The sequence below is a fragment of the Chitinimonas arctica genome (assembly GCF_007431345.1).
Classification (GTDB): Bacteria; Pseudomonadota; Gammaproteobacteria; order Burkholderiales; family Chitinimonadaceae; genus Chitinimonas; species Chitinimonas arctica.
In genome coordinates this window covers 1,857,477-1,878,024 of the sequence record NZ_CP041730.1, presented here as the reverse complement: position 1 = coordinate 1,878,024, position 20,548 = coordinate 1,857,477, and the positions used below count along the sequence as shown (strand labels likewise).

Below are 20,548 nucleotides of genomic sequence, written 5' to 3'. Positions count from 1 at the left end.
ATTGAAATGGGTCGCGGCTGATGCCGCGATCAAAACGGACTTTGGGCCGCAAGCCGCGCAAGTGGCGGGCGGGTTATCAAAGACCGTAGGGGGCCGGGGTACTTGTGCCATGGCCTTAATCGGCAATCGATACGGAGCAAGCAATTGCTCGCGTCGACCCACCCTACGCAGATGGTGTACCCAAGAGCAGGAATTCCCTGGTTCCGTAGTGGAGTCGGCTAGTTCTCCTGATGATTGGTTGCCATTTCTTTAGGTTCTGCCAGGCAACTGGTGGATTTTCCAGGAGGGTAGACCTTGAGTCTCAATCTCGACGATAAAAAGGCTGTAGTGGCTGAAATCTCCGCCGAAGTGGCGAAGGCTCAAGCCATTGTGGTGGCCGAATATCGTGGCATCCAAGTCAGTGCCATGACCAAGTTGCGTGCCGATGCTCGCAGCAAGGGCGTGTACCTGCGCGTGTTGAAGAACACGCTGGCCAGCCGCGCTGTTGAGGGCACCCCATTTGCCGATCTGTCCAAGCATATGGTCGGTCCGCTGGTATACGGCATTTCTGCCGATCCAGTTTCCGCCGCCAAGGTGCTCGCGGACTTTGCCAAGACCAACGACAAGATCGTGGTCAAGGCTGGTTCGTACGACGGCAAGACAATGAACGCTGCGGAAGTAATCCAGCTCGCTTCTATTCCAAGCCGCGAAGAACTGCTGTCCAAGCTGCTCTACGTTATGCAAGCCCCGCTTGCCGGCTTCGCCCGTGGCCTCGCCGCGCTGGCGGAAAAGAAGCAAGGTGGCGCGTCCGCCCCGGCCGAGGCAGTTGCCGAAGCCGACGCAGCTTAATTGCCGCTACACTTTTCACGAATTAACGACTTATCTGTATTCAGGAGTAATTGAACATGGCTCTGACCAAAGAAGACATCCTCGAAGCCGTTGCTGGCTTGACCGTTCTGGAACTGAATGACCTGGTGAAGGCATTCGAAGAGAAGTTCGGCGTTTCCGCTGCCGCTGTTGCTGTTGCTGGCCCTGCCACCGCTGCTGCCGCTGTTGAAGAAAAGACCGAATTCGACGTGATCCTGACCGGCGCCGGCGCGCAAAAGGTTGGCGTGATCAAGGTTGTGCGCGAACTGACGGGCCTGGGCCTGAAGGAAGCCAAGGATCTGGTTGACGGCGCTCCTAAGTCGGTCAAGGAAGGCGTTTCCAAGGCTGATGCTGACGCAATGGTCAAGAAGCTTGTCGAAGCTGGTGCTACCGCTGAGATCAAGTAAGTCTCCCTAGGGAGAAACGGCAGGCTGGCGACTCAGGTCGCCAGCCTGTTTGTGCTTGTGATAAATCATTGTCAACCGCGTTGCCAAACCGGAAAGCCTGCTTACATCGGGCCTTGTGGTTTGGTTTTAGCGCCCCAACTCGACCGGAGACTCTATGAGTTACTCGTTCACTGAGAAGAAACGCATTCGTAAAAGTTTTGCGAAGCGGGCGAACGTTTTGGACGTTCCTTATCTACTCGCCACCCAAATCGACTCCTACACGGAGTTTCTCCAACTGGGTGTGTCTGTGGAGCAGCGTACCACTAGCGGGCTGCAAGCTGCATTCTCCTCGATTTTTCCGATCTCCAGCCATAACGGCTACGCCAAGCTGGACTTTGTCAGCTATCAGCTGGGCGAGCCTCCGTTCGATGTTGTGGAGTGCCAGCAACGCGGCATCACCTTCGCCGCACCTTTGCGCGCGCGCGTACGCCTGACGATTTTCGATCGCGAATCGTCCAAGCCCGTGGTGAAGGAAGCCAAGGAACAAGAAGTCTACATGGGCGAAATTCCGCTCATGACCAGCAACGGTTCGTTCGTGATCAATGGCACCGAGCGTGTCATCGTGTCGCAGCTGCACCGTTCGCCAGGCGTGTTCTTCGAGCACGACAAGGGCAAGACCCACTCCTCCGGCAAGCTGCTGTTCTCCGCCCGTATCATTCCTTACCGCGGCTCCTGGCTGGACTTCGAGTTCGACGCCAAGGACCTGCTGTATTTCCGTATCGACCGCCGTCGCAAGATGCCGGTAACGATCATGATGCGCGCGCTCGGTTACACCAACGAACAGATGTTGGCCGAATGCTATGAGTTCGATACGGTTCGCCTGTCCAAGGACGGCGTCTATATCGAGTTGGTGCCGGAACGCCTGAAGGGCGAAGTCGCCAAGTTCGACATCCTGGGCAGCAACGGTGCGGTACTGGTGCAGAAGGAAAAGCGCATCACCGCCAAGCATATCCGTGATCTGCAAGCCGCCGGCGTCAAGGAACTGGAAGTGCCGACCGACTCGCTGGTCGGTCGCGTGCTGGGCGCCAACGTGGTCAACCCGGATACCGGCGAGATCGTGGCCCGTGCCAATGACGAGATCACCGAAGAGTCGCTGATCAAGTTCGAACTGGCGAAGGTGACTTCGCTGAAGCTGCTGTTCGTCAACGACCTGGATCAAGGCGCCTATATCTCCAACACCTTGCGCCTGGATGAAACCGCCGACCGTCAGGCCGCGCGCGTTGCCATCTATCGCATGATGCGTCCTGGCGAGCCGCCGACCGAAGACTCGGTCGAAGCACTGTTCAACGGGCTGTTCTTCTCGGAAGATCGCTACGATCTGTCGGCCGTGGGCCGTATGAAGTTCAACCGTCGGGCCTACCCTGACCGCATGGACGAAAAGACCCCGGGTTGGCAGCGCCGCTTTGCCGAGCGCGTGGGTCCGCAGGGCACCACCGGCGCCGGCGTGCTCAATGCCGACGATATCGTGTCGGTCATTGGTATCCTGCTTGAGCTGCGCAATGGCCGCGGCGAAATCGACGATATCGATCACCTGGGTAATCGTCGCATCCGTTCGGTCGGCGAATTGGCCGAGAACCAATTCCGCGCTGGCCTGGTGCGGGTTGAGCGCGCCGTCAAGGAACGTCTCTCGCAAGCCGAGAGCGAGAACCTGATGCCGCACGACCTGATCAATGCCAAGCCGGTCAGCGCCGCGATCAAGGAATTCTTTGGTTCCTCGCAGCTGTCGCAGTTCATGGACCAAACCAATCCGCTGTCGGAAATCACACACAAGCGCCGTGTATCGGCACTGGGACCAGGCGGTCTGACCCGTGAACGTGCCGGCTTCGAAGTCCGTGACGTGCACCCGACCCACTATGGTCGCGTCTGTCCGATCGAAACGCCGGAAGGCCCGAACATCGGCCTGATCAACTCGCTGGCCATCTACGCCCGTACCAATGAGTACGGCTTCCTGGAAACGCCTTATCGCAAGGTGGTCGACCAGCAGGTGACCGACGAGATCGAATACCTGTCGGCGATCGAGGAAGGCAAGTACGTTATTGCCCAGGCCAACGCCAAGCTGAGCGACAGCAACCAGCTGATGGACGAATTGGTTACCTGCCGCGAACGTGGCGAAACCATCGTGGCCCGGCCGGAGCGCGTGCAGTTCATGGACGTGGCGCCTAACCAGATCGTATCGGTTGCGGCTTGCCTGATTCCGTTCCTGGAGCACGATGACGCCAACCGAGCCTTGATGGGCGCCAACATGCAACGCCAGGCCGTGCCTTGCGTGCGTGCACAGAAGCCTTTGGTCGGTACCGGTATCGAACGTACGTGTGCCATGGACTCGGGTACCGCGGTCAAGGCCCTGCGTGGCGGCCGCGTCGATTACGTCGATGCCAACCGCGTGGTGATCCGCGTCAACGACGATGAAACCAGCGCCGGCGAAGTCGGTGTGGACATCTACAACCTGACCAAGTACACCCGTTCGAACCAGAACACCAATATCAACCAGCGTCCCATCGTCCGCGTGGGCGATGTGATCGTCGGCAACGACGTGATCGCCGACGGCGCCTCCACCGACCTGGGTGAATTGGCTTTGGGCCAGAACCTGCTGGTGGCGTTCATGCCATGGAACGGTTTCAACTACGAAGACTCGATCCTGATCTCGGAGCGCGTGGTGGCGGATGATCGCTACACCTCGATCCATATCGAGGAATTGAGCGTGGTTGCCCGTGATACCAAGCTGGGACCTGAAGAAATCACCCGCGACATCTCCAATCTGTCCGAGCGTATGCTGGGCCGTCTGGACGATGCCGGTATCGTTTATATCGGCGCGGAAGTCGAAGCCGGCGACGTACTGGTCGGTAAGGTCACGCCCAAGGGCGAAACCCAGCTGACGCCGGAAGAGAAGCTGCTGCGCGCCATCTTCGGCGAGAAGGCTTCCGACGTGAAGGACACCTCGCTGCGCGTGCCGTCGGGCATGAGCGGTACCGTCATCGACGTGCAGGTGTTCACCCGCGAAGGTATCGACCGCGACAAGCGCGCCCAGTCCATCATCGACGATGAACTCAAGCGTTTCCGCCTGGACCTGAACGACCAGTTGCGTATCGTGGACAACGACGCTTTCGAGCGTCTGGAGCGTCTGCTGATCGGCAAGAAGGTCAACGGCGGTCCGAAGCGTATCGCCAAGGGCACCGAGCTGACCCGCGAGTACCTGGCCGATCTGACCCGTCACGATTGGTTCGATATCCGCCTGGCCGACGAAGATGTCGCCAAGCAGCTGGAACTGATGAAGGAAAACCTGGCGCAGAAACGCGCCGAGTTCGACCTGCGTTTCGAAGACAAGAAGCGCAAGCTGACCCAGGGCGATGAATTGCCGCCGGGCGTGCAGAAGATGGTCAAGGTCTACGTTGCGGTGAAGCGTCGCCTGCAGCCAGGCGACAAGATGGCCGGCCGTCACGGTAACAAGGGTGTGGTTTCCAAGATTCTGCCGATCGAGGATCTGCCGCACATGGCGGACGGTACGCCGGTCGATATCGTGCTGAACCCGCTGGGCGTGCCTTCGCGGATGAACGTGGGTCAGATTCTGGAAGTCCACCTGGGTTGGGCTGCCAAGGGTCTGGGCCATCGCATCGATCGCATGCTGAACGAAGAAGGCGCCAAGACCGCCACGCGTGCCGCGGAAATGCGCAAATTCCTCGAAGAGGTCTACAACACACGTGGCAAGCCGGAAGCGCTAGATGAGCTGAGCGACGACGAGATCCTGGCCCTGGCCGACAATCTGCGCGATGGCGTGCCGTTCGCCACGCCGGTGTTCGACGGCGCCAAGGAAGAAGATCTGATGGCGATGCTGGAACTGGCCTACCCGGCCGATTCCGAGCACACCAAGCGGCTCGGCTTCAATGACTCCCGTACCCAGTTGCGCCTGTATGACGGCCGCACCGGCGAAGCTTTCGAGCGGCGCGTGACCGTGGGTTACATGCACGTGCTGAAGCTGCATCACCTGGTCGACGACAAGATGCACGCACGTTCGACCGGTCCTTACTCCCTGGTTACCCAGCAGCCGCTGGGTGGTAAGGCGCAGTTCGGTGGCCAGCGCTTCGGGGAAATGGAAGTGTGGGCGCTGGAAGCTTACGGCGCCGCGTATACGCTGCAGGAAATGCTGACGGTGAAGTCGGACGATGTGAACGGTCGGACCAAGGTCTACGAAAACATCGTCAAGGGCGACCACAAGATCGACGCCGGCATGCCGGAATCCTTCAATGTGCTGGTGAAGGAAATCCGTTCGCTGGGTATCGATATCGACCTGGAACGCTTCTAAGCCAGACGGCGCGCGGGGTGAGGCGGTGAGGCCGCACCCCGTTCGCGCCAAACAAGGCGTGGCGCGATTGGCGCTACGCTTGGCAGGGCCTCACTCGTGAAACGAGGATAGAAACATGAAAGCTTTGCTCGACTTGTTCAAGCAGGTGACGCAGGAAGAAGAATTCGATGCGATACGTATCGGACTGGCGTCGCCCGACAAGATCCGTTCCTGGTCGTACGGTGAAGTCAAGAAGCCTGAAACCATCAATTACCGCACCTTCAAGCCGGAGCGCGATGGCCTGTTCTGCGCCCGCATCTTCGGACCGGTAAAGGACTACGAGTGTCTGTGCGGTAAGTACAAGCGCCTCAAGCACCGTGGCGTGATCTGCGAAAAGTGCGGCGTTGAAGTCACCTTGAGCAAGGTGCGCCGCGAGCGCATGGGCCATATCGAACTGGCTTCGCCGGTCGCGCATATCTGGTTCCTGAAGTCGCTGCCGTCGCGTCTGGGCATGGTGTTGGACATCACCCTGCGCGATATCGAACGGGTACTGTACTTCGAAGGCTTTATCGTGATCGAGCCGGGCATGACGCCGCTCAACCGCGGTCAATTGCTGAGCGAAGACGACTACCTGGCCAAGGTGGAAGAATACGGCGACGAATTCGTCGCGCTGATGGGTGCCGAAGCGGTGCGCGAACTGCTGCGCACGCTCGATACCCATAGCGAAATGGAAAAGCTGCGCCACGATCTGCAGAACACCGGCTCGGAAGCGAAGATCAAGAAGATCGCCAAGCGCCTGAAGGTGTTGGAAGCGTTCCAGAAGTCCGGCATCCGTCCGGAATGGATGATCATGGAAGTGCTGCCGGTGCTGCCGCCGGAATTGCGTCCGCTGGTACCGCTCGACGGCGGCCGTTTCGCCACGTCCGACCTGAATGATCTGTATCGCCGCGTAATCAACCGTAACAACCGTCTGAAGCGGCTGCTGGAGCTGAAGGCGCCTGAAATCATCGTGCGCAACGAAAAGCGCATGCTGCAGGAAGCCGTCGATTCGCTGCTGGACAACGGTCGTCGCGGCAAGGCCATGACCGGCGCCAACAAGCGTCCGCTGAAGTCGCTGGCCGACATGATCAAGGGTAAGGGCGGTCGTTTCCGTCAGAACTTGCTGGGTAAGCGCGTCGACTACTCGGGCCGTTCGGTCATCGTGGTGGGCCCGACCCTCAAGCTGCATCAGTGCGGCCTGCCCAAGAAGATGGCGCTGGAACTGTTCAAGCCCTTTATCTTCCACAAGCTGGAAGTGCTGGGCCTGGCTACCACCATCAAGGCGGCCAAGAAGCTGGTCGAACAGGAAGTGCCGGAAGTCTGGGACATCCTGGAAGACGTGATCCGCGAACATCCGGTCCTGCTGAACCGCGCACCGACCCTGCACAGACTCGGTATCCAGGCTTTCGAGCCGGTGCTGATCGAAGGCAAGGCCATCCAGCTGCACCCGTTGGTCTGTACCGCCTTCAACGCCGACTTCGACGGTGACCAGATGGCCGTCCACGTGCCGCTGTCGCTGGAAGCGCAGATGGAAGCCCGCACGCTGATGCTGGCCTCCAACAACGTGCTTTCGCCGGCGCACGGCGAGCCTATCATCGTGCCGTCGCAGGATATCGTGCTGGGTCTGTACTACATGACCCGCGAACGTATCAATGCGGTGGGCGAGGGCCTGCGCTTCGCCGATCTGGAAGAGCTGATCCGTGCTTACGAAACCCGTCAAGCCGAATTGAGCGCCAAGATCTCGGTACGCCTGAAGGATTGGAGCAAGGACGAGAATGGCGAATGGCATGCCAAGCTGGTGCGTCGCGAGACCACCGTCGGCCGCGCCATCCTGTCGGAAATCCTGCCGAAGGGCCTGCCTTTCGAAGTGCTGAACAAGGCACTGAAGAAGAAGGAAATTTCCAAGCTGATCAACGTGTCGTTCCGCCGCGTGGGTCTGCGCGAAACCGTCATCCTGGCCGACCGCCTGATGTACACCGGTTTCACCTATTCGACCCGTGCCGGCCTGTCCATCTGTGTGGACGACATGCTGGTGCCCGCCGAAAAAGCGACGTTGCTGGCCGATGCCGAGCGCGAAGTGAAGGAAATCGAAGCGCAGTACACCTCCGGTCTGGTGACCCAGGGCGAACGCTACAACAAGGTCGTGGACATCTGGGGTCGCTGTGGCGACCAGGTTGCCAAGACCATGATGGCCCACCTGGGTAAGGAAAAGACCATTGACCGCGAGGGCAATGAAGTCGACCAGGAGTCGTTCAACTCCATCTATATGATGGCCGACTCCGGCGCCCGGGGTTCGGTGGCGCAGATTCGCCAGTTGGCCGGTATGCGGGGCCTGATGGCCAAGCCGGACGGTTCGATTATCGAAACGCCGATTACCACCAACTTCCGCGAAGGCCTGACGGTTCTGCAGTACTTCATCTCGACGCACGGCGCCCGTAAGGGTCTGGCCGACACGGCGTTGAAGACCGCCAACTCGGGTTACCTGACGCGTCGTCTGGTTGACGTGACGCAGGATCTGGTGGTGATCGAGGACGATTGCGGCACCAAGAACGGCGTAGTCATGAAGGCCGTGGTACAGGGCGGCGACGTGATCGAAGCCTTGCGCGACCGTATCCTGGGCCGTGTGCCTGCCGCCGACGTGATCGACCCGGCCACCCAGGAAACCGTCTACGAAGCCGGTGTACTGCTGACCGAAGATATCGTCGATCACATCGAAGCGCTGAGCATCGATGAAGTCAAGGTCCGTACGCCGCTGACCTGTGAAACCCGTTACGGCCTGTGTGCACTTTGCTACGGCCGCGACCTGGGCCGTGGCCAGCGCGTCAATGTCGGCGAAGCAGTCGGCGTGATCGCCGCGCAGTCGATCGGTGAGCCGGGTACCCAGCTGACCATGCGTACCTTCCACATCGGTGGTGCTGCCTCGCGAGCCGCTTCGGCCAGCCAGGTGGAGACCAAGTCGAATGGTAAGGTCGGTTTCGCCGGTACCATGCGCTACGTCACCAACACCAAGGGCGAGCAGATCGTTATCACCCGTTCGGGCGAAGTCGTGGTATTCGACGACAACGGCCGTGAGCGCGAACGCCACAAGGTGCCTTACGGCGCCACCCTGTTGGTGACCGATGCCCAGAACATCAAGGCCGGTACGGTCTTGGCCACCTGGGATCCGCATACCCGTCCTATCGTGACGGAATATGCCGGTCTGGTACGCTTCGAAAACGTCGAAGAAGGTTCGACCGTGGCCAAGCAGATCGACGAAGTAACCGGTCTGTCCACCCTGGTCGTGATCGATCCGAAGCGCAAGGCTGGTGCCCTCAAGACGGTTCGCCCGCAGGTCAAGCTGCTGGACGAGCATGGCGTGGAAGTGAAGCTGGCCGGCTCCGATGCCGCCGTGAACATCACCTTCCAGGTTGGCGCCATCATTACCGTGAAGGATGGCCAGCAGGTCGGCGTCGGTGAAGTGTTGGCCCGTATTCCGCAGGAATCGGTCAAGACCCGCGACATTACCGGTGGTCTGCCGCGCGTGGCCGAGCTGTTCGAAGCCCGTTCGCCGAAGGATGCCGGCATGTTGGCCGAAGTGACCGGTACCTCGTCGTTCGGTAAGGACACCAAGGGCAAGCAGCGCCTGATCATTACCGATCTGGACGGTACACCGCACGAATACCTGATTCCGAAGGACAAGCATGTGCTGGTCCACGACGGCCAGGTAGTGAACCGCGGCGAAACCATCGTCGACGGCCCGGCCGATCCGCACGATATCCTGCGCCTGCAAGGTATCGAAACGCTGGCCCGCTATATCACCGAAGAAGTGCAGGAGGTGTATCGTCTGCAGGGTGTGAAGATCAACGACAAGCACATCGAGGTGATCGTTCGCCAGATGCTGCGTCGCGTGGTTATCTCCGATGCCGGCGATTCCGACTTCATCATGGGTGAGCAGGTCGAGCGCGCCGAAGTACTGGAAGCGAACGACAAGCTGGTTGCCGAAAACAAGCAGCCGGCACAGTTCGACAACATCCTGCTGGGTATTACCAAGGCATCCTTGTCCACCGACTCGTTCATTTCGGCGGCATCGTTCCAGGAAACCACGCGCGTGCTGACCGAAGCCGCGATCATGGGCAAGCGGGACGAGTTGCGCGGTCTGAAGGAAAACGTGATCGTGGGTCGCCTGATCCCTGGCGGTACCGGTCTGGCCTACCACAACAATCGTCGCCGTCTGCGTTCGGGCGAGTCCCGGCCCAGCGAATTGACGATGGCCGAGTCCGAAGCCGCACAGGAACAGGTCTGATTAGTAGCAAGCCGGTCGCTTCGGCGGCCGGTGTTTTGAGACGTCGATAGCCCTTCTGTCGGCCCATCGCCCCCGCGGCGATGGGCGGTCGGAGGGTTTGTTGACATTAAGCGTTTGATTTATCTATAATCCGCGCTCTTTTGTGGGGGCTGCCCTTTGTGCCGTACGCGCAAAGCGCGCCATTTTTTACTTTTGGGAAACAGATAATGCCAACCATCAACCAGCTCGTCCGTAAGGGACGTGTGGCGGAAACGGCCAAGAGCAAGGTTCCTGCGCTCGAAGCTTGCCCGCAGAAACGCGGTGTTTGCACGCGCGTTTACACCACTACTCCGAAGAAGCCTAACTCGGCCCTTCGTAAGGTAGCCAAGGTGCGCCTGACCAACGGTTTCGAAGTGATTTCGTACATCGGCGGTGAAGGCCACAATCTGCAGGAACACTCGGTCGTGCTGATCCGCGGCGGTCGTGTAAAAGACTTGCCAGGTGTGCGTTACCACACCGTGCGTGGCTCGCTGGATACCGCTGGTGTCAAGGGTCGTAAGCAGTCGCGCTCCAAGTACGGTACCAAGCGTCCCAAGGTCTGATGACCGGACGATGTCGCGCAGCAAGATGGCGCGACGGCGGCGAACTGCCCATGTGGGCGTCGTCGAGTAAGTGATCAGCCCCTTTGGGTGGTCGCGAGCGCAGTCGTTGCGCTCAACTGAATACAACTGAGGTTGAAATATGCCACGTCGTAGAGAAGTACCGAAACGCGAAGTATTGCCGGATCCAAAGTTCGGTAGCGAAGAATTGTCCAAGTTCATGAACGTCGTGATGCAGGACGGCAAGAAGTCGGTTGCCGAACGCATCGTTTACGGCGCGCTTGAAATCGTCGAAAAGAAGACTGGCAAAGCCCCCCTCGAGGTGTTCTCCCAAGCCCTCGGCAATGTGAAGCCAGTCGTCGAAGTGAAGAGCCGTCGCGTCGGTGGTGCAAACTACCAGGTGCCGGTTGAAGTGCGTCAGACCCGTCGGATGGCCTTGGCCATGCGTTGGCTGCGCGAAGCCGCCCGCAAGCGTGGTGAAAAGTCGATGGGTCAGCGTTTGGCTGGCGAATTGCTGGATGCGGCCGAAGGCCGTGGCGGCGCGATGAAGAAGCGTGACGAAGTTCACCGTATGGCCGAAGCCAATAAGGCCTTCGCCCATTATCGCTTCTAATTCACCCTTTTAAGCAAAGGTATTGGCTGTGGCACGCAAGACACCCATTGAACGCTACCGGAACATCGGTATTAGCGCGCACATCGACGCGGGTAAAACCACGACGACTGAGCGTATTCTTTTCTACACCGGTGTGAACCACAAGATTGGTGAAGTTCACGACGGCGCCGCCACCATGGACTGGATGGAGCAGGAGCAGGAGCGTGGTATTACCATTACCTCTGCTGCCACCACCACGTTCTGGAAGGGTATGGGCAACAACTTCCCGGAACACCGTATCAATATTATTGATACCCCGGGCCACGTCGATTTCACCATTGAGGTGGAGCGTTCGATGCGCGTGCTGGACGGTGCGTGCATGGTCTACTGCGCCGTGGGTGGTGTTCAGCCGCAGTCGGAAACCGTTTGGCGTCAAGCCAATAAGTACAAGGTGCCGCGTCTGGCCTTCGTGAACAAGATGGACCGTCAAGGCGCCAACTTCTTCCGCGTGGTCGAACAGATGCGCACCCGTCTGCGTGCGAACCCGATCCCGATCACCATTCCTATCGGCGCCGAAGATGGCTTCACCGGTGTGGTCGATCTGCTGAAGAACCGCGCGATCCTGTGGGATGACGCGACCCAGGGCATGAAGTTCGACTACGTCGAAATTCCGGCCGATCTGGTCGAGCTCGCCGCCGAATGGCGCGAGAAGATGGTCGAAGCGGCAGCCGAGGCTTCCGAAGAGCTGATGAACAAGTACCTGGAAGAAGGCGAACTCTCGGAAGAAGAGATCGTGTTCGGCCTGCGTACGCGTACCCTGGCTTGCGAAATCCAGCCGATGCTGTGCGGTACCGCCTTCAAGAACAAGGGCGTACAACGCATGCTGGACGCCGTGATCGAACTGCTGCCTTCGCCGGTTGACGTGTTGCCGGTGGCGGGTATCAACGATCGCGACCAGCCGGAAACCCGTATCGCTTCGGATGACGCACCGTTCTCGGCGCTGGCATTCAAGCTGATGAGCGATCCATACGTCGGTCAGCTGACCTTCTTCCGCGTGTACTCCGGTGTCGTGCAGTCCGGCGATGCTGTGTACAACTCGGTCAAGGCCCGCAAGGAACGCATGGGCCGTATCGTGCAGATGCACGCCAACGACCGTCAGGAAATCGATGAAGTGCGCGCTGGCGACATCGCCGCCGGTATCGGCCTGAAGGATGTGACCACCGGTGAAACCCTGTGTTCGCCCGACCACATCATCACGCTTGAGCGCATGGTATTCCCCGAGCCGGTGATTCACGTCGCCGTCGAGCCGAAGACCAAGGCCGACCAGGAAAAGATGGGCGTTGCCCTGAACCGCCTGGCCAAGGAAGACCCGTCGTTCCGCGTGCGTACCGACGAAGAAACCGGCCAGACCATCATGTCCGGCATGGGCGAGCTGCACCTGGAAATTCTGGTTGACCGCATGAAGCGCGAGTTCGGCGTTGAAGCCAACGTCGGCGCGCCGCAAGTGGCCTACCGTGAAACCATCACCAAGGTTGCCGAAGACATCGAAGGCAAGCATGCCAAGCAGTCGGGTGGTAAGGGTCAGTACGGCCATTGCGTGATCACCGTCGAGCCGTCGGGCGAAGGCAAGGGTTACCAGTTCATCGACGAAATCAAGGGCGGTACCATCCCCCGCGAATTCATCCCGTCGGTGGACAAGGGTATCCAGAACACGCTGAAGGCAGGCGTGCTGGCCGGCTTCCCGGTGGTGGACGTCAAGGTCCGCTTGACCTTCGGTTCGTATCACGATGTCGACTCGTCGCAAATCGCCTTCGAATTGGCCGGCTCGCTGGCATTCAAGGAAGCCATGCGTCGCGCCGGCCCGGTGATTCTTGAGCCGATGATGGCGGTTGAAATCGAAACGCCGGAAGACTACATGGGCGACATCATGGGCGATATCTCGTCCCGTCGCGGCATGCTGCAAGGCATGGATGACAATCCTGCCGGCGGCAAGATGATCAAGGCCGAAGTGCCTCTGTCCGAGATGTTTGGTTACTCGACCACCCTGCGCTCCATGTCGCAAGGTCGTGCCACCTACTCGATGGAGTTCAAGCACTACTCGGAAGCCCCGCGCAATGTGGCTGAGGCGATCATCAACAAGAAGTAAACAAGGTGCTGCCGGGCCCGGTGCCCGGCAGTTCCCTACCTAATTCAGATTAAGGATTGAGAAATGGCTAAGGAAAAGTTCGAGCGGACCAAGCCGCACGTAAACGTCGGCACGATTGGTCACGTTGACCATGGCAAGACCACGCTGACCGCTGCAATCACCACGATTCTGTCGAAGAAGTTCGGCGGCGAAGCCAAGGGCTACGACCAGATCGACAGCGCGCCTGAAGAAAAGGCCCGCGGTATCACGATCAACACCGCTCACGTTGAATACGAAACCGAAAACCGCCACTACGCCCACGTCGATTGCCCAGGCCACGCTGACTATGTGAAGAACATGATCACCGGCGCCGCGCAGATGGACGGCGCGATCCTGGTGGTGTCGTCGGCTGACGGTCCCATGCCGCAGACCCGTGAACACATCCTGTTGGCCCGCCAGGTTGGCGTGCCTTACATCATCGTGTTCATGAACAAGGCCGACATGGTCGACGATGCCGAGCTGCTCGAGCTGGTTGAAATGGAAGTGCGCGAGCTGCTGAGCAAGTACGATTTCCCCGGTGACGACCTGCCTATCATCAAGGGTTCGGCCCTGAAGGCACTGGAAGGCGACCAGTCGGAAATCGGCGAACCCGCCATTCTCCGTCTGGCCGAAGCGCTGGACACCTACATTCCTACTCCGGAACGTGCCATTGACGGTGCTTTCCTGATGCCGGTGGAAGACGTGTTCTCGATCTCGGGTCGTGGCACCGTGGTGACCGGTCGCGTCGAGCGCGGCATTGTGAAGGTTGGCGAAGAAATCGAAATCATCGGTATCGTACCGACGGTAAAGACGACTTGTACCGGCGTTGAAATGTTCCGCAAGCTGCTGGACCAAGGTCAGGCCGGCGACAACATCGGCGCGCTGCTGCGCGGCACCAAGCGTGAAGATGTGCAGCGCGGTCAAGTTCTGGCGAAGCCGGGCTCGATCAAGCCGCACACCAAGTTCGAAGGCAGCGTGTATGTGCTGTCCAAGGACGAAGGTGGCCGTCACACGCCATTCTTCAACGGCTACCGTCCACAGTTCTACTTCCGCACCACCGACGTGACCGGTGCGATGGAACTGCCGGCCGGCACCGAAATGGTGATGCCAGGTGACAATGTGGAAGTGGTTGTTGCGCTGATCGCTCCGATCGCCATGGAACAAGGCCTGCGCTTCGCGATCCGCGAAGGCGGCCGTACCGTTGGCGCCGGCGTTGTAGCCAAGATCATCGAGTAATGCGAAGCAGGCGGGCCGTTCAGGCCCGCCCTCGCTCTTTCACAGTGTCCTGGCGGCCACATGGCCGCCCCGCTCTTTAGGAAAAATCATGGCAAATCAAAAGATCCGTATCCGTCTCAAAGCTTATGACTACGCACTGATCGACCGTTCCGCCCAGGAAATCGTCGACACCGCCAAGCGTACCGGCGCAGTGGTCAAGGGCCCGGTCCCGCTGCCGACCAAGATCGAGCGTTTCGATGTGCTGCGTTCCCCGCACGTGAACAAGACCTCGCGCGACCAGCTCGAGATCCGTACTCACCTGCGTCTGATGGATATTGTCGACCCAACCGACAAGACGGTTGATGCGCTGATGAAGCTGGATCTGCCGGCTGGCGTGGACGTTGAGATCAAGCTGCAATAATTTCTTGCATTAACTCAAGACGTTGCGATATTATCGCGGGCTCGCTGTAAAAGGCGGGCCCGCGATTGCTTTTGTGCCGAGGTTTCGTTCGGTGCAATACGACAGCAATCAGCGGCTTGTTAGATCGCCGGCCAATCGTAGCCGGCCCTTCGAAAGGAAAGAACGATGAGCTTAGGACTTATCGGGCGCAAGGTCGGTATGACCCGCGTGTTCGTCGAGGATGGTGCTTCCATCCCGGTGACCGTGCTGGATCTGTCGGCCAATCGCGTCACGCAAATTAAGACTCCTGAAACCGATGGCTATGCCGCAGTGCAAGTTGCCTTCGGTGAACGTCGTGCCAGCCGTGTCAATAAGGCTGAAGCTGGGCACTTCGCAAAAGCAGGCGTAGAAGCAGGTCGCGGCCTGGGAGAATTCCTCCTGTCGGCCGAAGAACTGGCCAAGCTGCAACCTGGCAGCCAGATCTCCGTTGAAATCTTCGCCGTGGGTCAACTGGTCGATGTGACCGGTACCTCGCAAGGTAAGGGTTTTTCCGGTGCGATCAAGCGTCACAATTTCAGTTCGCAACGTGCTTCCCACGGTAACTCGCGGTCGCATAACGCACCTGGTTCCATCGGTATGGCGCAAGATCCGGGCCGTGTATTCCCGGGTAAGCGCATGGCCGGTCAACTGGGTAACGTCAAGCGTACCGTCCAGAATCTGGAAGTGGTTCGTGTTGATGCCGAGCGCGGCTTGTTGCTCGTCAAGGGTGCTGTTCCTGGCTCCAAGGGCAATGATGTCGTCGTGCGTCCCAGCGTGAAGGCAGGTGCATGATGGAACTGAAAGTTATAGATACCAATGGTCAGGCTGCTGCCAATGTAAGCGCTTCCGACGCTCTGTTCGGTCGCGATTACAACGAAGCACTGGTCCATCAAGTTGTTACCGCCTACCTCGCGAATGCCCGTAGCGGCAACCGTGCCCAAAAGGGCCGTAGCGATGTGGCCAAGTCCACCCGCAAGCCGTGGCGTCAAAAAGGTACGGGCCGTGCTCGTGCCGGTATGGCGTCCAGCCCATTGTGGCGTGGCGGCGGTAAGATTTTCCCAAGCTCCCCGGACGAGAACTTCACCCAGAAGGTGAATCGTAAGATGTACCGTGCTGGCGTGGCGACTATCCTGTCGCAGCTGGTGCGTGAAGATCGTCTGGTGGTGGTGGATGCCTTCGTGGCGGAAACCCCAAAGACCAAGGCGTTCGCCGCCAAGCTGGCTGCCATGGGTCTGAACGAGCGTACGCTGATCGTCACCGACAACCTTGACGAAAACCTCTATCTGGCTTCGCGCAATCTGCCGAACGTGCTCGTTCTCGAGCCTTCGCAGGCCGACCCGGTTAGCCTGGTTCGCTTCAAGAAGATCCTGGTGACTCGCGAGGCGCTCAAGCAAATCGAGGAGATCCTGGCATGACTCAGCTAAATGAAGATCGTTTGCTGCAGGTTCTGCTCGCTCCCGTGATCTCTGAAAAGAGCACCATGGTTGCCGAGAAGAACGAGCAAGTCGTTTTCCGTGTCGCCAGCGATGCAACCAAGCCGGAAATCAAGGCTGCGGTTGAGCTGCTGTTCAAAGTGCAGGTCGAATCCGTCCAGGTCAGCAATGTGAAGCCGAAGCAAAAGCGTTTCGGTCGTAGCACAGGCTGGCGCAAGGGCTGGAAGAAGGCCTATGTTGCCCTTAAGCCAGGTCAAGAAATTGACCTGCAGGCCGCACCGTAAGGAGAACGACGATGCTGGTAAAAGTAAAACCCACTTCCCCGGGTCGCCGTGCGGTAGTCAAGGTCGTAAGCCCCGAGCTGCACAAGGGCCGTCCGCACGCTGCGCTGGTGGAAAGTCAAAGCAAGAAAGCCGGTCGTAACAACCGTGGTGTGATCACCGTTCGCCATCAAGGCGGCGGTCATAAGCAACACTACCGTTTGGTCGACTTCCGTCGCAACAAGGATGGCATTGCCGCCACCGTCGAGCGTCTGGAATACGATCCGAACCGCACCGCGCACATTGCCCTGTTGTGCTACGCCGATGGCGAGCGCCGCTACATCATTGCCCCGCGCGGTTTGAAGGCCGGTGCACAAGTGATCAGTGGTTCGGAAGCGCCGATCAAGGTCGGTAACACCCTGCCGCTGCGCAATATTCCGGTTGGTAGCACCATCCATTGCATCGAGATGCAGCCTGGCAAGGGTGCGCAAATCGCGCGTTCGGCCGGTGCTTCGGTGCAGCTGCTGGCTCGTGAAGGCGCCTACGCCCAGTTGCGTCTGCGTTCCGGTGAAATCCGCAAGGTGCACGTCGATTGCCGCGCCACCATCGGTGAAGTCGGTAACGAAGAGCACAACCTGCGCAAGATCGGTAAGGCAGGCGCGAATCGCTGGCGCGGTATTCGTCCGACCGTTCGCGGTACGGCGATGAACCCGATCGATCACCCGCACGGTGGTGGTGAAGGTCGTACTGGTGAAGGTCGCGTGCCTGTTAGCCCATGGGGTACCCCGGCTAAGGGTTACCGTACCCGTAGCAACAAGCGCACTGACAACATGATTGTGCGCCGCCGGTATTCGAATAAGGGGTAATTAGACATGTCTCGTTCCGTTAAAAAAGGCCCGTTCGTCGACGCCCATCTGCTCAAGAAGATCGAAGCAGTGCGCGCGACCCACGACAAGCGCCCGGTAAAGACCTGGTCCCGTCGTTCTACCGTGCTGCCCGACTTTGTCGGTCTGACCATCGCGGTGCACAACGGTAAACAACATATTCCCGTGTACATCAACGAGAACATGGTTGGTCATAAGCTAGGCGAATTCTCGCTGACCCGTACGTTCAAGGGTCATGCCGCCGACAAAAAAGCCAAGAGGTAACAGAGATTATGCAAACCTCCGCTATTTTGACTGGCGCTCGTCTTTCGGCTCAAAAAGCGCGCCTGGTTGCTGACCTGGTGCGTGGCAAGCCGGTTGAGCAGGCGCTTAATATCCTGACCTTCAGCCCGAAAAAGGGCGCGGTCATCATCAAGAAGTTGTTGTTGTCTGCGGTTGCCAACGCCGAGCACAATGACGGCGTCGATATCGACGCGCTCAAGGTGGCGACCATTTATGTGGACAAGGGCCCGAGTCTCAAGCGTTTTTCCGCCCGTGCAAAGGGTCGCGGAAACCGCATCGAGAAGCAGACCTGCCACATCACCTTGACCGTGGGCGAGTGAGAACGATATGGGTCAGAAAATTCATCCGACGGGTTTCCGTCTTGCCGTAAATAAGAACTGGGCTTCGAAGTGGTATGCGAATAGCAAAAACTTCCCAGCCATGCTCGCCGAAGATATCAAGGTGCGCGAGTTTCTGAAGAAGAAGCTGGCAAACGCCTCGGTTGGTCGCGTCGTTATCGAGCGTCCCGCCAAGAACGCCCGCATCACCATTCATAGCGCCCGTCCAGGCGTCGTGATTGGCAAGAAGGGCGAAGATATCGAATTGCTCAAGCGCGACCTGGTCAAGCTGATGGGCGTGCCGGTTCACATCAACATCGAAGAAATCCGCAAGCCGGAAACCGATGCGCAAGTGATTGCCGATTCGATCGCCTCGCAGCTGGAAAAGCGCGTGATGTTCCGTCGCGCCATGAAGCGTGCCATGCAAAACGCCATGCGTCTGGGTGCCCAAGGCATCAAGATCATGTCGTCGGGCCGTCTCAATGGTATCGAAATCGCCCGTACCGAGTGGTACCGTGAAGGCCGCGTGCCTTTGCATACCCTGCGTGCCGATATCGATTACGCCACTTCGGAAGCCAAGACGACCTACGGGATCATCGGCATCAAGGTGTGGGTCTATAAGGGCGAGGTCAAGGCCGGCGAGCAAGTAGTCGTCCAGCCGGAACAAGCCGAACGCAAGCCGCGAAAGGGGCCTCGAAATGCTGCAGCCAACTAGACTTAAGTACCGCAAACAGCAGAAGGGCCGCAACACCGGCGTCGCTACTCGCGGTAACAAGGTCAGCTTCGGTGAGTGGGGTCTGAAGGCCATCGGCCGTGGCCGTTTGACTGCTCGCCAGATCGAAGCCGCCCGTCGCGCCATGACTCGTCATATCAAGCGTGGCGGCCGCGTGTGGATCCGTGTATTCCCGGACAAGCCGATTTCTTCCAAGCCCGCCGAAGTCCGGATGGGTAATGGTAAAGGTAATCCGGAATACTACGTTGCCGAGATTCAGCCAGGTAAGGTGCTGTACGAGATGGACGGCGTGGACGAGACTCTCGCCCGCGAAGCCTTCCGTCTGGCTGCCGCCAAGCTGCCGATCGCGACGACTTTCGTAACCCGAAATGTGGGGCAGTGAGATGAAAACGACTGAATTGCGTAACAAATCGGTCGATGAGCTCAAAGTTGAGCTTACCTCGCTCCTGAAGGCCCAGTTCGGCCTGCGCATGCAGCTGGCTACCCAGCAGCTTGCCAAGACCAGCGAACTGAAGCGCGTTCGCCGCGATATCGCGCGCGTTCGCACCATCCTGGCTCAGAAGGTGGCGTAAATGACCGAGACCAAACTGAAACGTTCGCTGACTGGCCGTGTGGTCAGCGACAAGATGGACAAGACCGTGACCGTGCTGGTCGAGCGTAAAGTGAAGCACCCGCTCTACGGCAAGATCATTCGCTTGTCCAAGAAGTACCACGCTCACGATGAAACCAACGCCTACGGCGAAGGCGACATGGTGACGATCGAAGAAACCCGTCCGCTTTCCAAGACCAAGTCCTGGATCGTGACGGCACTCATCGAGAAGGCACGCAACGTTTGATTGTGATTTTTAATCACTTTTTGCGTAAATAGCTTGCCAGGGCATTCTACGACTTGTAGAATGCCCTGCTGTTTATCCTTCGTCAAAAGTGGCGTCCTGCTGCCGATGGCTTAGGAATTGTCTCCCTTACGGGGTCCAAAACTGGCCGTTGTGCCGTGGTTCGCCGCGGTACTGCCGGAAATTTTCCGGCGGACGTTGACGGGTTAAGTTGGAGTTTGTTTACATGATTCAAATGCAATCCATGCTGGATGTTGCCGATAACACCGGTGCGCGTTCTGTAATGTGCATCAAGGTGCTGGGTGGCTCTAAGCGTCGTTACGCTTCGGTAGGTGATGTCATCAAGGTGACCATCAAGGACGCCGCACCGCGTGGCCGTGTGAAGAAGGGCGACGTTTATAACGCCGTCGTTGTTCGCACCGCAAAGGGTGTTCGTCGTTCGGATGGCCAGCTCATCAAGTTTGATGGCAATGCCGCCGTGCTCCTCAACAACAAGCTTGAGCCGATCGGCACCCGTATCTTCGGACCGGTGACGCGTGAACTGCGCACCGAGCGCTTCATGAAGATCGTCTCACTCGCGCCAGAAGTGCTGTAAGGGGTCGCGCATGAACAAGATTCGTAAAGGCGACGAAGTCGTCGTCATCACCGGTAAAGACAAAGGTAAGCGCGGCACCGTTTTGCGCGTCCTGATCGACGACAAGGTCGTCGTTGAAGGCATCAATGTCGTCAAGAAGCACCAGAAGCCTAATCCGGTTCGCGGTGTTGTGGGCGGTATTGTTGATAAGACGATGCCAATTCAGGTTTCTAACGTCGCCATCTTCAACAAGGCAACCCAAAAGGCCGACCGCGTTGGCTTCAAGGTGCTGGACGATGGCAAAAAAGTTCGCGTGTTCAAGTCGAACGGCGAAGTGGTTGGGGGCTAAAGA

At 58.8% G+C, this 20,548-nt stretch carries 21 protein-coding genes; all 21 read left to right on the top strand.

All coding sequences use genetic code 11. The annotated features are described in order from the left end of the window. The first annotated feature begins 294 nt into the window (after positions 1 to 294). The 21 genes from rplJ to rplX all read left to right on the top strand — a co-directional run bounded on the left by rplJ (position 295) and on the right by rplX (position 20,545). Positions 295 to 828: a 50S ribosomal protein L10 gene (gene rplJ / locus FNU76_RS08445; protein WP_144277788.1), complete on the top strand. Its 534-nt coding sequence runs from the start codon at positions 295 to 297 to the stop codon at positions 826 to 828. A 56-nt stretch (positions 829 to 884) separates the two neighbouring features. Continuing rightward, the gene (rplL, locus tag FNU76_RS08440; RefSeq protein ID WP_144277787.1) at positions 885 to 1,253 is read left to right on the top strand and encodes a 50S ribosomal protein L7/L12; all 369 of its coding nucleotides are present in this window, start codon (positions 885 to 887) and stop codon (positions 1,251 to 1,253) included. A 154-nt stretch (positions 1,254 to 1,407) separates the two neighbouring features. Then, a complete protein-coding gene (rpoB, locus tag FNU76_RS08435) occupies positions 1,408 to 5,592 on the top strand; it encodes a DNA-directed RNA polymerase subunit beta (protein WP_144277786.1) in 4,185 nt (1,394 codons plus the stop codon). A 115-nt stretch (positions 5,593 to 5,707) separates the two neighbouring features. Further along, positions 5,708 to 9,892 carry a DNA-directed RNA polymerase subunit beta' gene (gene rpoC, locus FNU76_RS08430; RefSeq protein ID WP_144277785.1) on the top strand — a complete coding sequence of 1,395 codons (4,185 nt, stop codon included), beginning with the start codon at positions 5,708 to 5,710 and terminating at the stop codon, positions 9,890 to 9,892. Between the two features lie 206 nt (positions 9,893 to 10,098). Further along, entirely contained in the window at positions 10,099 to 10,473 is a 375-nt protein-coding gene (gene rpsL / locus FNU76_RS08425; RefSeq protein ID WP_144277784.1) for a 30S ribosomal protein S12, read from the top strand. A 139-nt stretch (positions 10,474 to 10,612) separates the two neighbouring features. Next, positions 10,613 to 11,083: a 30S ribosomal protein S7 gene (gene rpsG / locus FNU76_RS08420; RefSeq protein WP_028446290.1), complete on the top strand. Its 471-nt coding sequence runs from the start codon at positions 10,613 to 10,615 to the stop codon at positions 11,081 to 11,083. A 28-nt stretch (positions 11,084 to 11,111) separates the two neighbouring features. Beyond that, positions 11,112 to 13,208: an elongation factor G gene (gene fusA / locus FNU76_RS08415; RefSeq protein ID WP_144277783.1), complete on the top strand. Its 2,097-nt coding sequence runs from the start codon at positions 11,112 to 11,114 to the stop codon at positions 13,206 to 13,208. A gap of 63 nt (positions 13,209 to 13,271) precedes the next feature. Then, positions 13,272 to 14,462: an elongation factor Tu gene (tuf, locus tag FNU76_RS08410; protein ID WP_144277782.1), complete on the top strand. Its 1,191-nt coding sequence runs from the start codon at positions 13,272 to 13,274 to the stop codon at positions 14,460 to 14,462. Between the two features lie 88 nt (positions 14,463 to 14,550). Beyond that, positions 14,551 to 14,862, top strand: a complete 312-nt coding sequence (rpsJ, locus tag FNU76_RS08405; RefSeq protein WP_072428332.1) for a 30S ribosomal protein S10 — start codon at positions 14,551 to 14,553, stop codon at positions 14,860 to 14,862. 165 nt (positions 14,863 to 15,027) lie between these two features. After that, the gene (gene rplC / locus FNU76_RS08400) at positions 15,028 to 15,672 is read left to right on the top strand and encodes a 50S ribosomal protein L3 (protein ID WP_144277781.1); all 645 of its coding nucleotides are present in this window, start codon (positions 15,028 to 15,030) and stop codon (positions 15,670 to 15,672) included. Beyond that, positions 15,672 to 16,295 (top strand): 50S ribosomal protein L4, encoded by a 624-nt coding sequence (gene rplD / locus FNU76_RS08395; protein WP_144280612.1) that lies wholly within the window; start codon positions 15,672 to 15,674, stop codon positions 16,293 to 16,295. The genes rplC and rplD overlap by 1 nt, the downstream gene beginning before the upstream one ends. After that, a complete protein-coding gene (gene rplW / locus FNU76_RS08390) occupies positions 16,292 to 16,597 on the top strand; it encodes a 50S ribosomal protein L23 (RefSeq protein WP_144277780.1) in 306 nt (101 codons plus the stop codon). The genes rplD and rplW overlap by 4 nt, the downstream gene beginning before the upstream one ends. Before the next feature lie 11 nt (positions 16,598 to 16,608). Continuing rightward, the gene (gene rplB, locus FNU76_RS08385) at positions 16,609 to 17,439 is read left to right on the top strand and encodes a 50S ribosomal protein L2 (RefSeq protein WP_144277779.1); all 831 of its coding nucleotides are present in this window, start codon (positions 16,609 to 16,611) and stop codon (positions 17,437 to 17,439) included. Between the two features lie 6 nt (positions 17,440 to 17,445). Continuing rightward, positions 17,446 to 17,721 (top strand): 30S ribosomal protein S19, encoded by a 276-nt coding sequence (rpsS, locus tag FNU76_RS08380; RefSeq protein ID WP_144277778.1) that lies wholly within the window; start codon positions 17,446 to 17,448, stop codon positions 17,719 to 17,721. Between the two features lie 8 nt (positions 17,722 to 17,729). Beyond that, on the top strand, positions 17,730 to 18,059 hold the full coding sequence (gene rplV / locus FNU76_RS08375; RefSeq protein ID WP_144277777.1) for a 50S ribosomal protein L22: 330 nt from the start codon (positions 17,730 to 17,732) through the stop codon (positions 18,057 to 18,059). A 7-nt stretch (positions 18,060 to 18,066) separates the two neighbouring features. After that, on the top strand, positions 18,067 to 18,771 hold the full coding sequence (rpsC, locus tag FNU76_RS08370) for a 30S ribosomal protein S3 (RefSeq protein ID WP_144277776.1): 705 nt from the start codon (positions 18,067 to 18,069) through the stop codon (positions 18,769 to 18,771). Beyond that, on the top strand, positions 18,755 to 19,171 hold the full coding sequence (rplP, locus tag FNU76_RS08365; protein WP_144277775.1) for a 50S ribosomal protein L16: 417 nt from the start codon (positions 18,755 to 18,757) through the stop codon (positions 19,169 to 19,171). The genes rpsC and rplP overlap by 17 nt, the downstream gene beginning before the upstream one ends. Position 19,172: 1 nt before the next feature. Next, complete coding sequence (gene rpmC / locus FNU76_RS08360; RefSeq protein WP_144277774.1) at positions 19,173 to 19,361, top strand: 50S ribosomal protein L29; 189 nt, start codon at positions 19,173 to 19,175, stop codon at positions 19,359 to 19,361. Next, positions 19,362 to 19,625 carry a 30S ribosomal protein S17 gene (rpsQ, locus tag FNU76_RS08355; protein ID WP_144277773.1) on the top strand — a complete coding sequence of 88 codons (264 nt, stop codon included), beginning with the start codon at positions 19,362 to 19,364 and terminating at the stop codon, positions 19,623 to 19,625. It abuts the gene before it with no gap. A 223-nt stretch (positions 19,626 to 19,848) separates the two neighbouring features. Then, complete coding sequence (gene rplN / locus FNU76_RS08350) at positions 19,849 to 20,217, top strand: 50S ribosomal protein L14 (protein WP_144277772.1); 369 nt, start codon at positions 19,849 to 19,851, stop codon at positions 20,215 to 20,217. Between the two features lie 10 nt (positions 20,218 to 20,227). Next, positions 20,228 to 20,545 (top strand): 50S ribosomal protein L24, encoded by a 318-nt coding sequence (rplX, locus tag FNU76_RS08345; RefSeq protein WP_144277771.1) that lies wholly within the window; start codon positions 20,228 to 20,230, stop codon positions 20,543 to 20,545. Positions 20,546 to 20,548 lie beyond the last annotated feature (3 nt).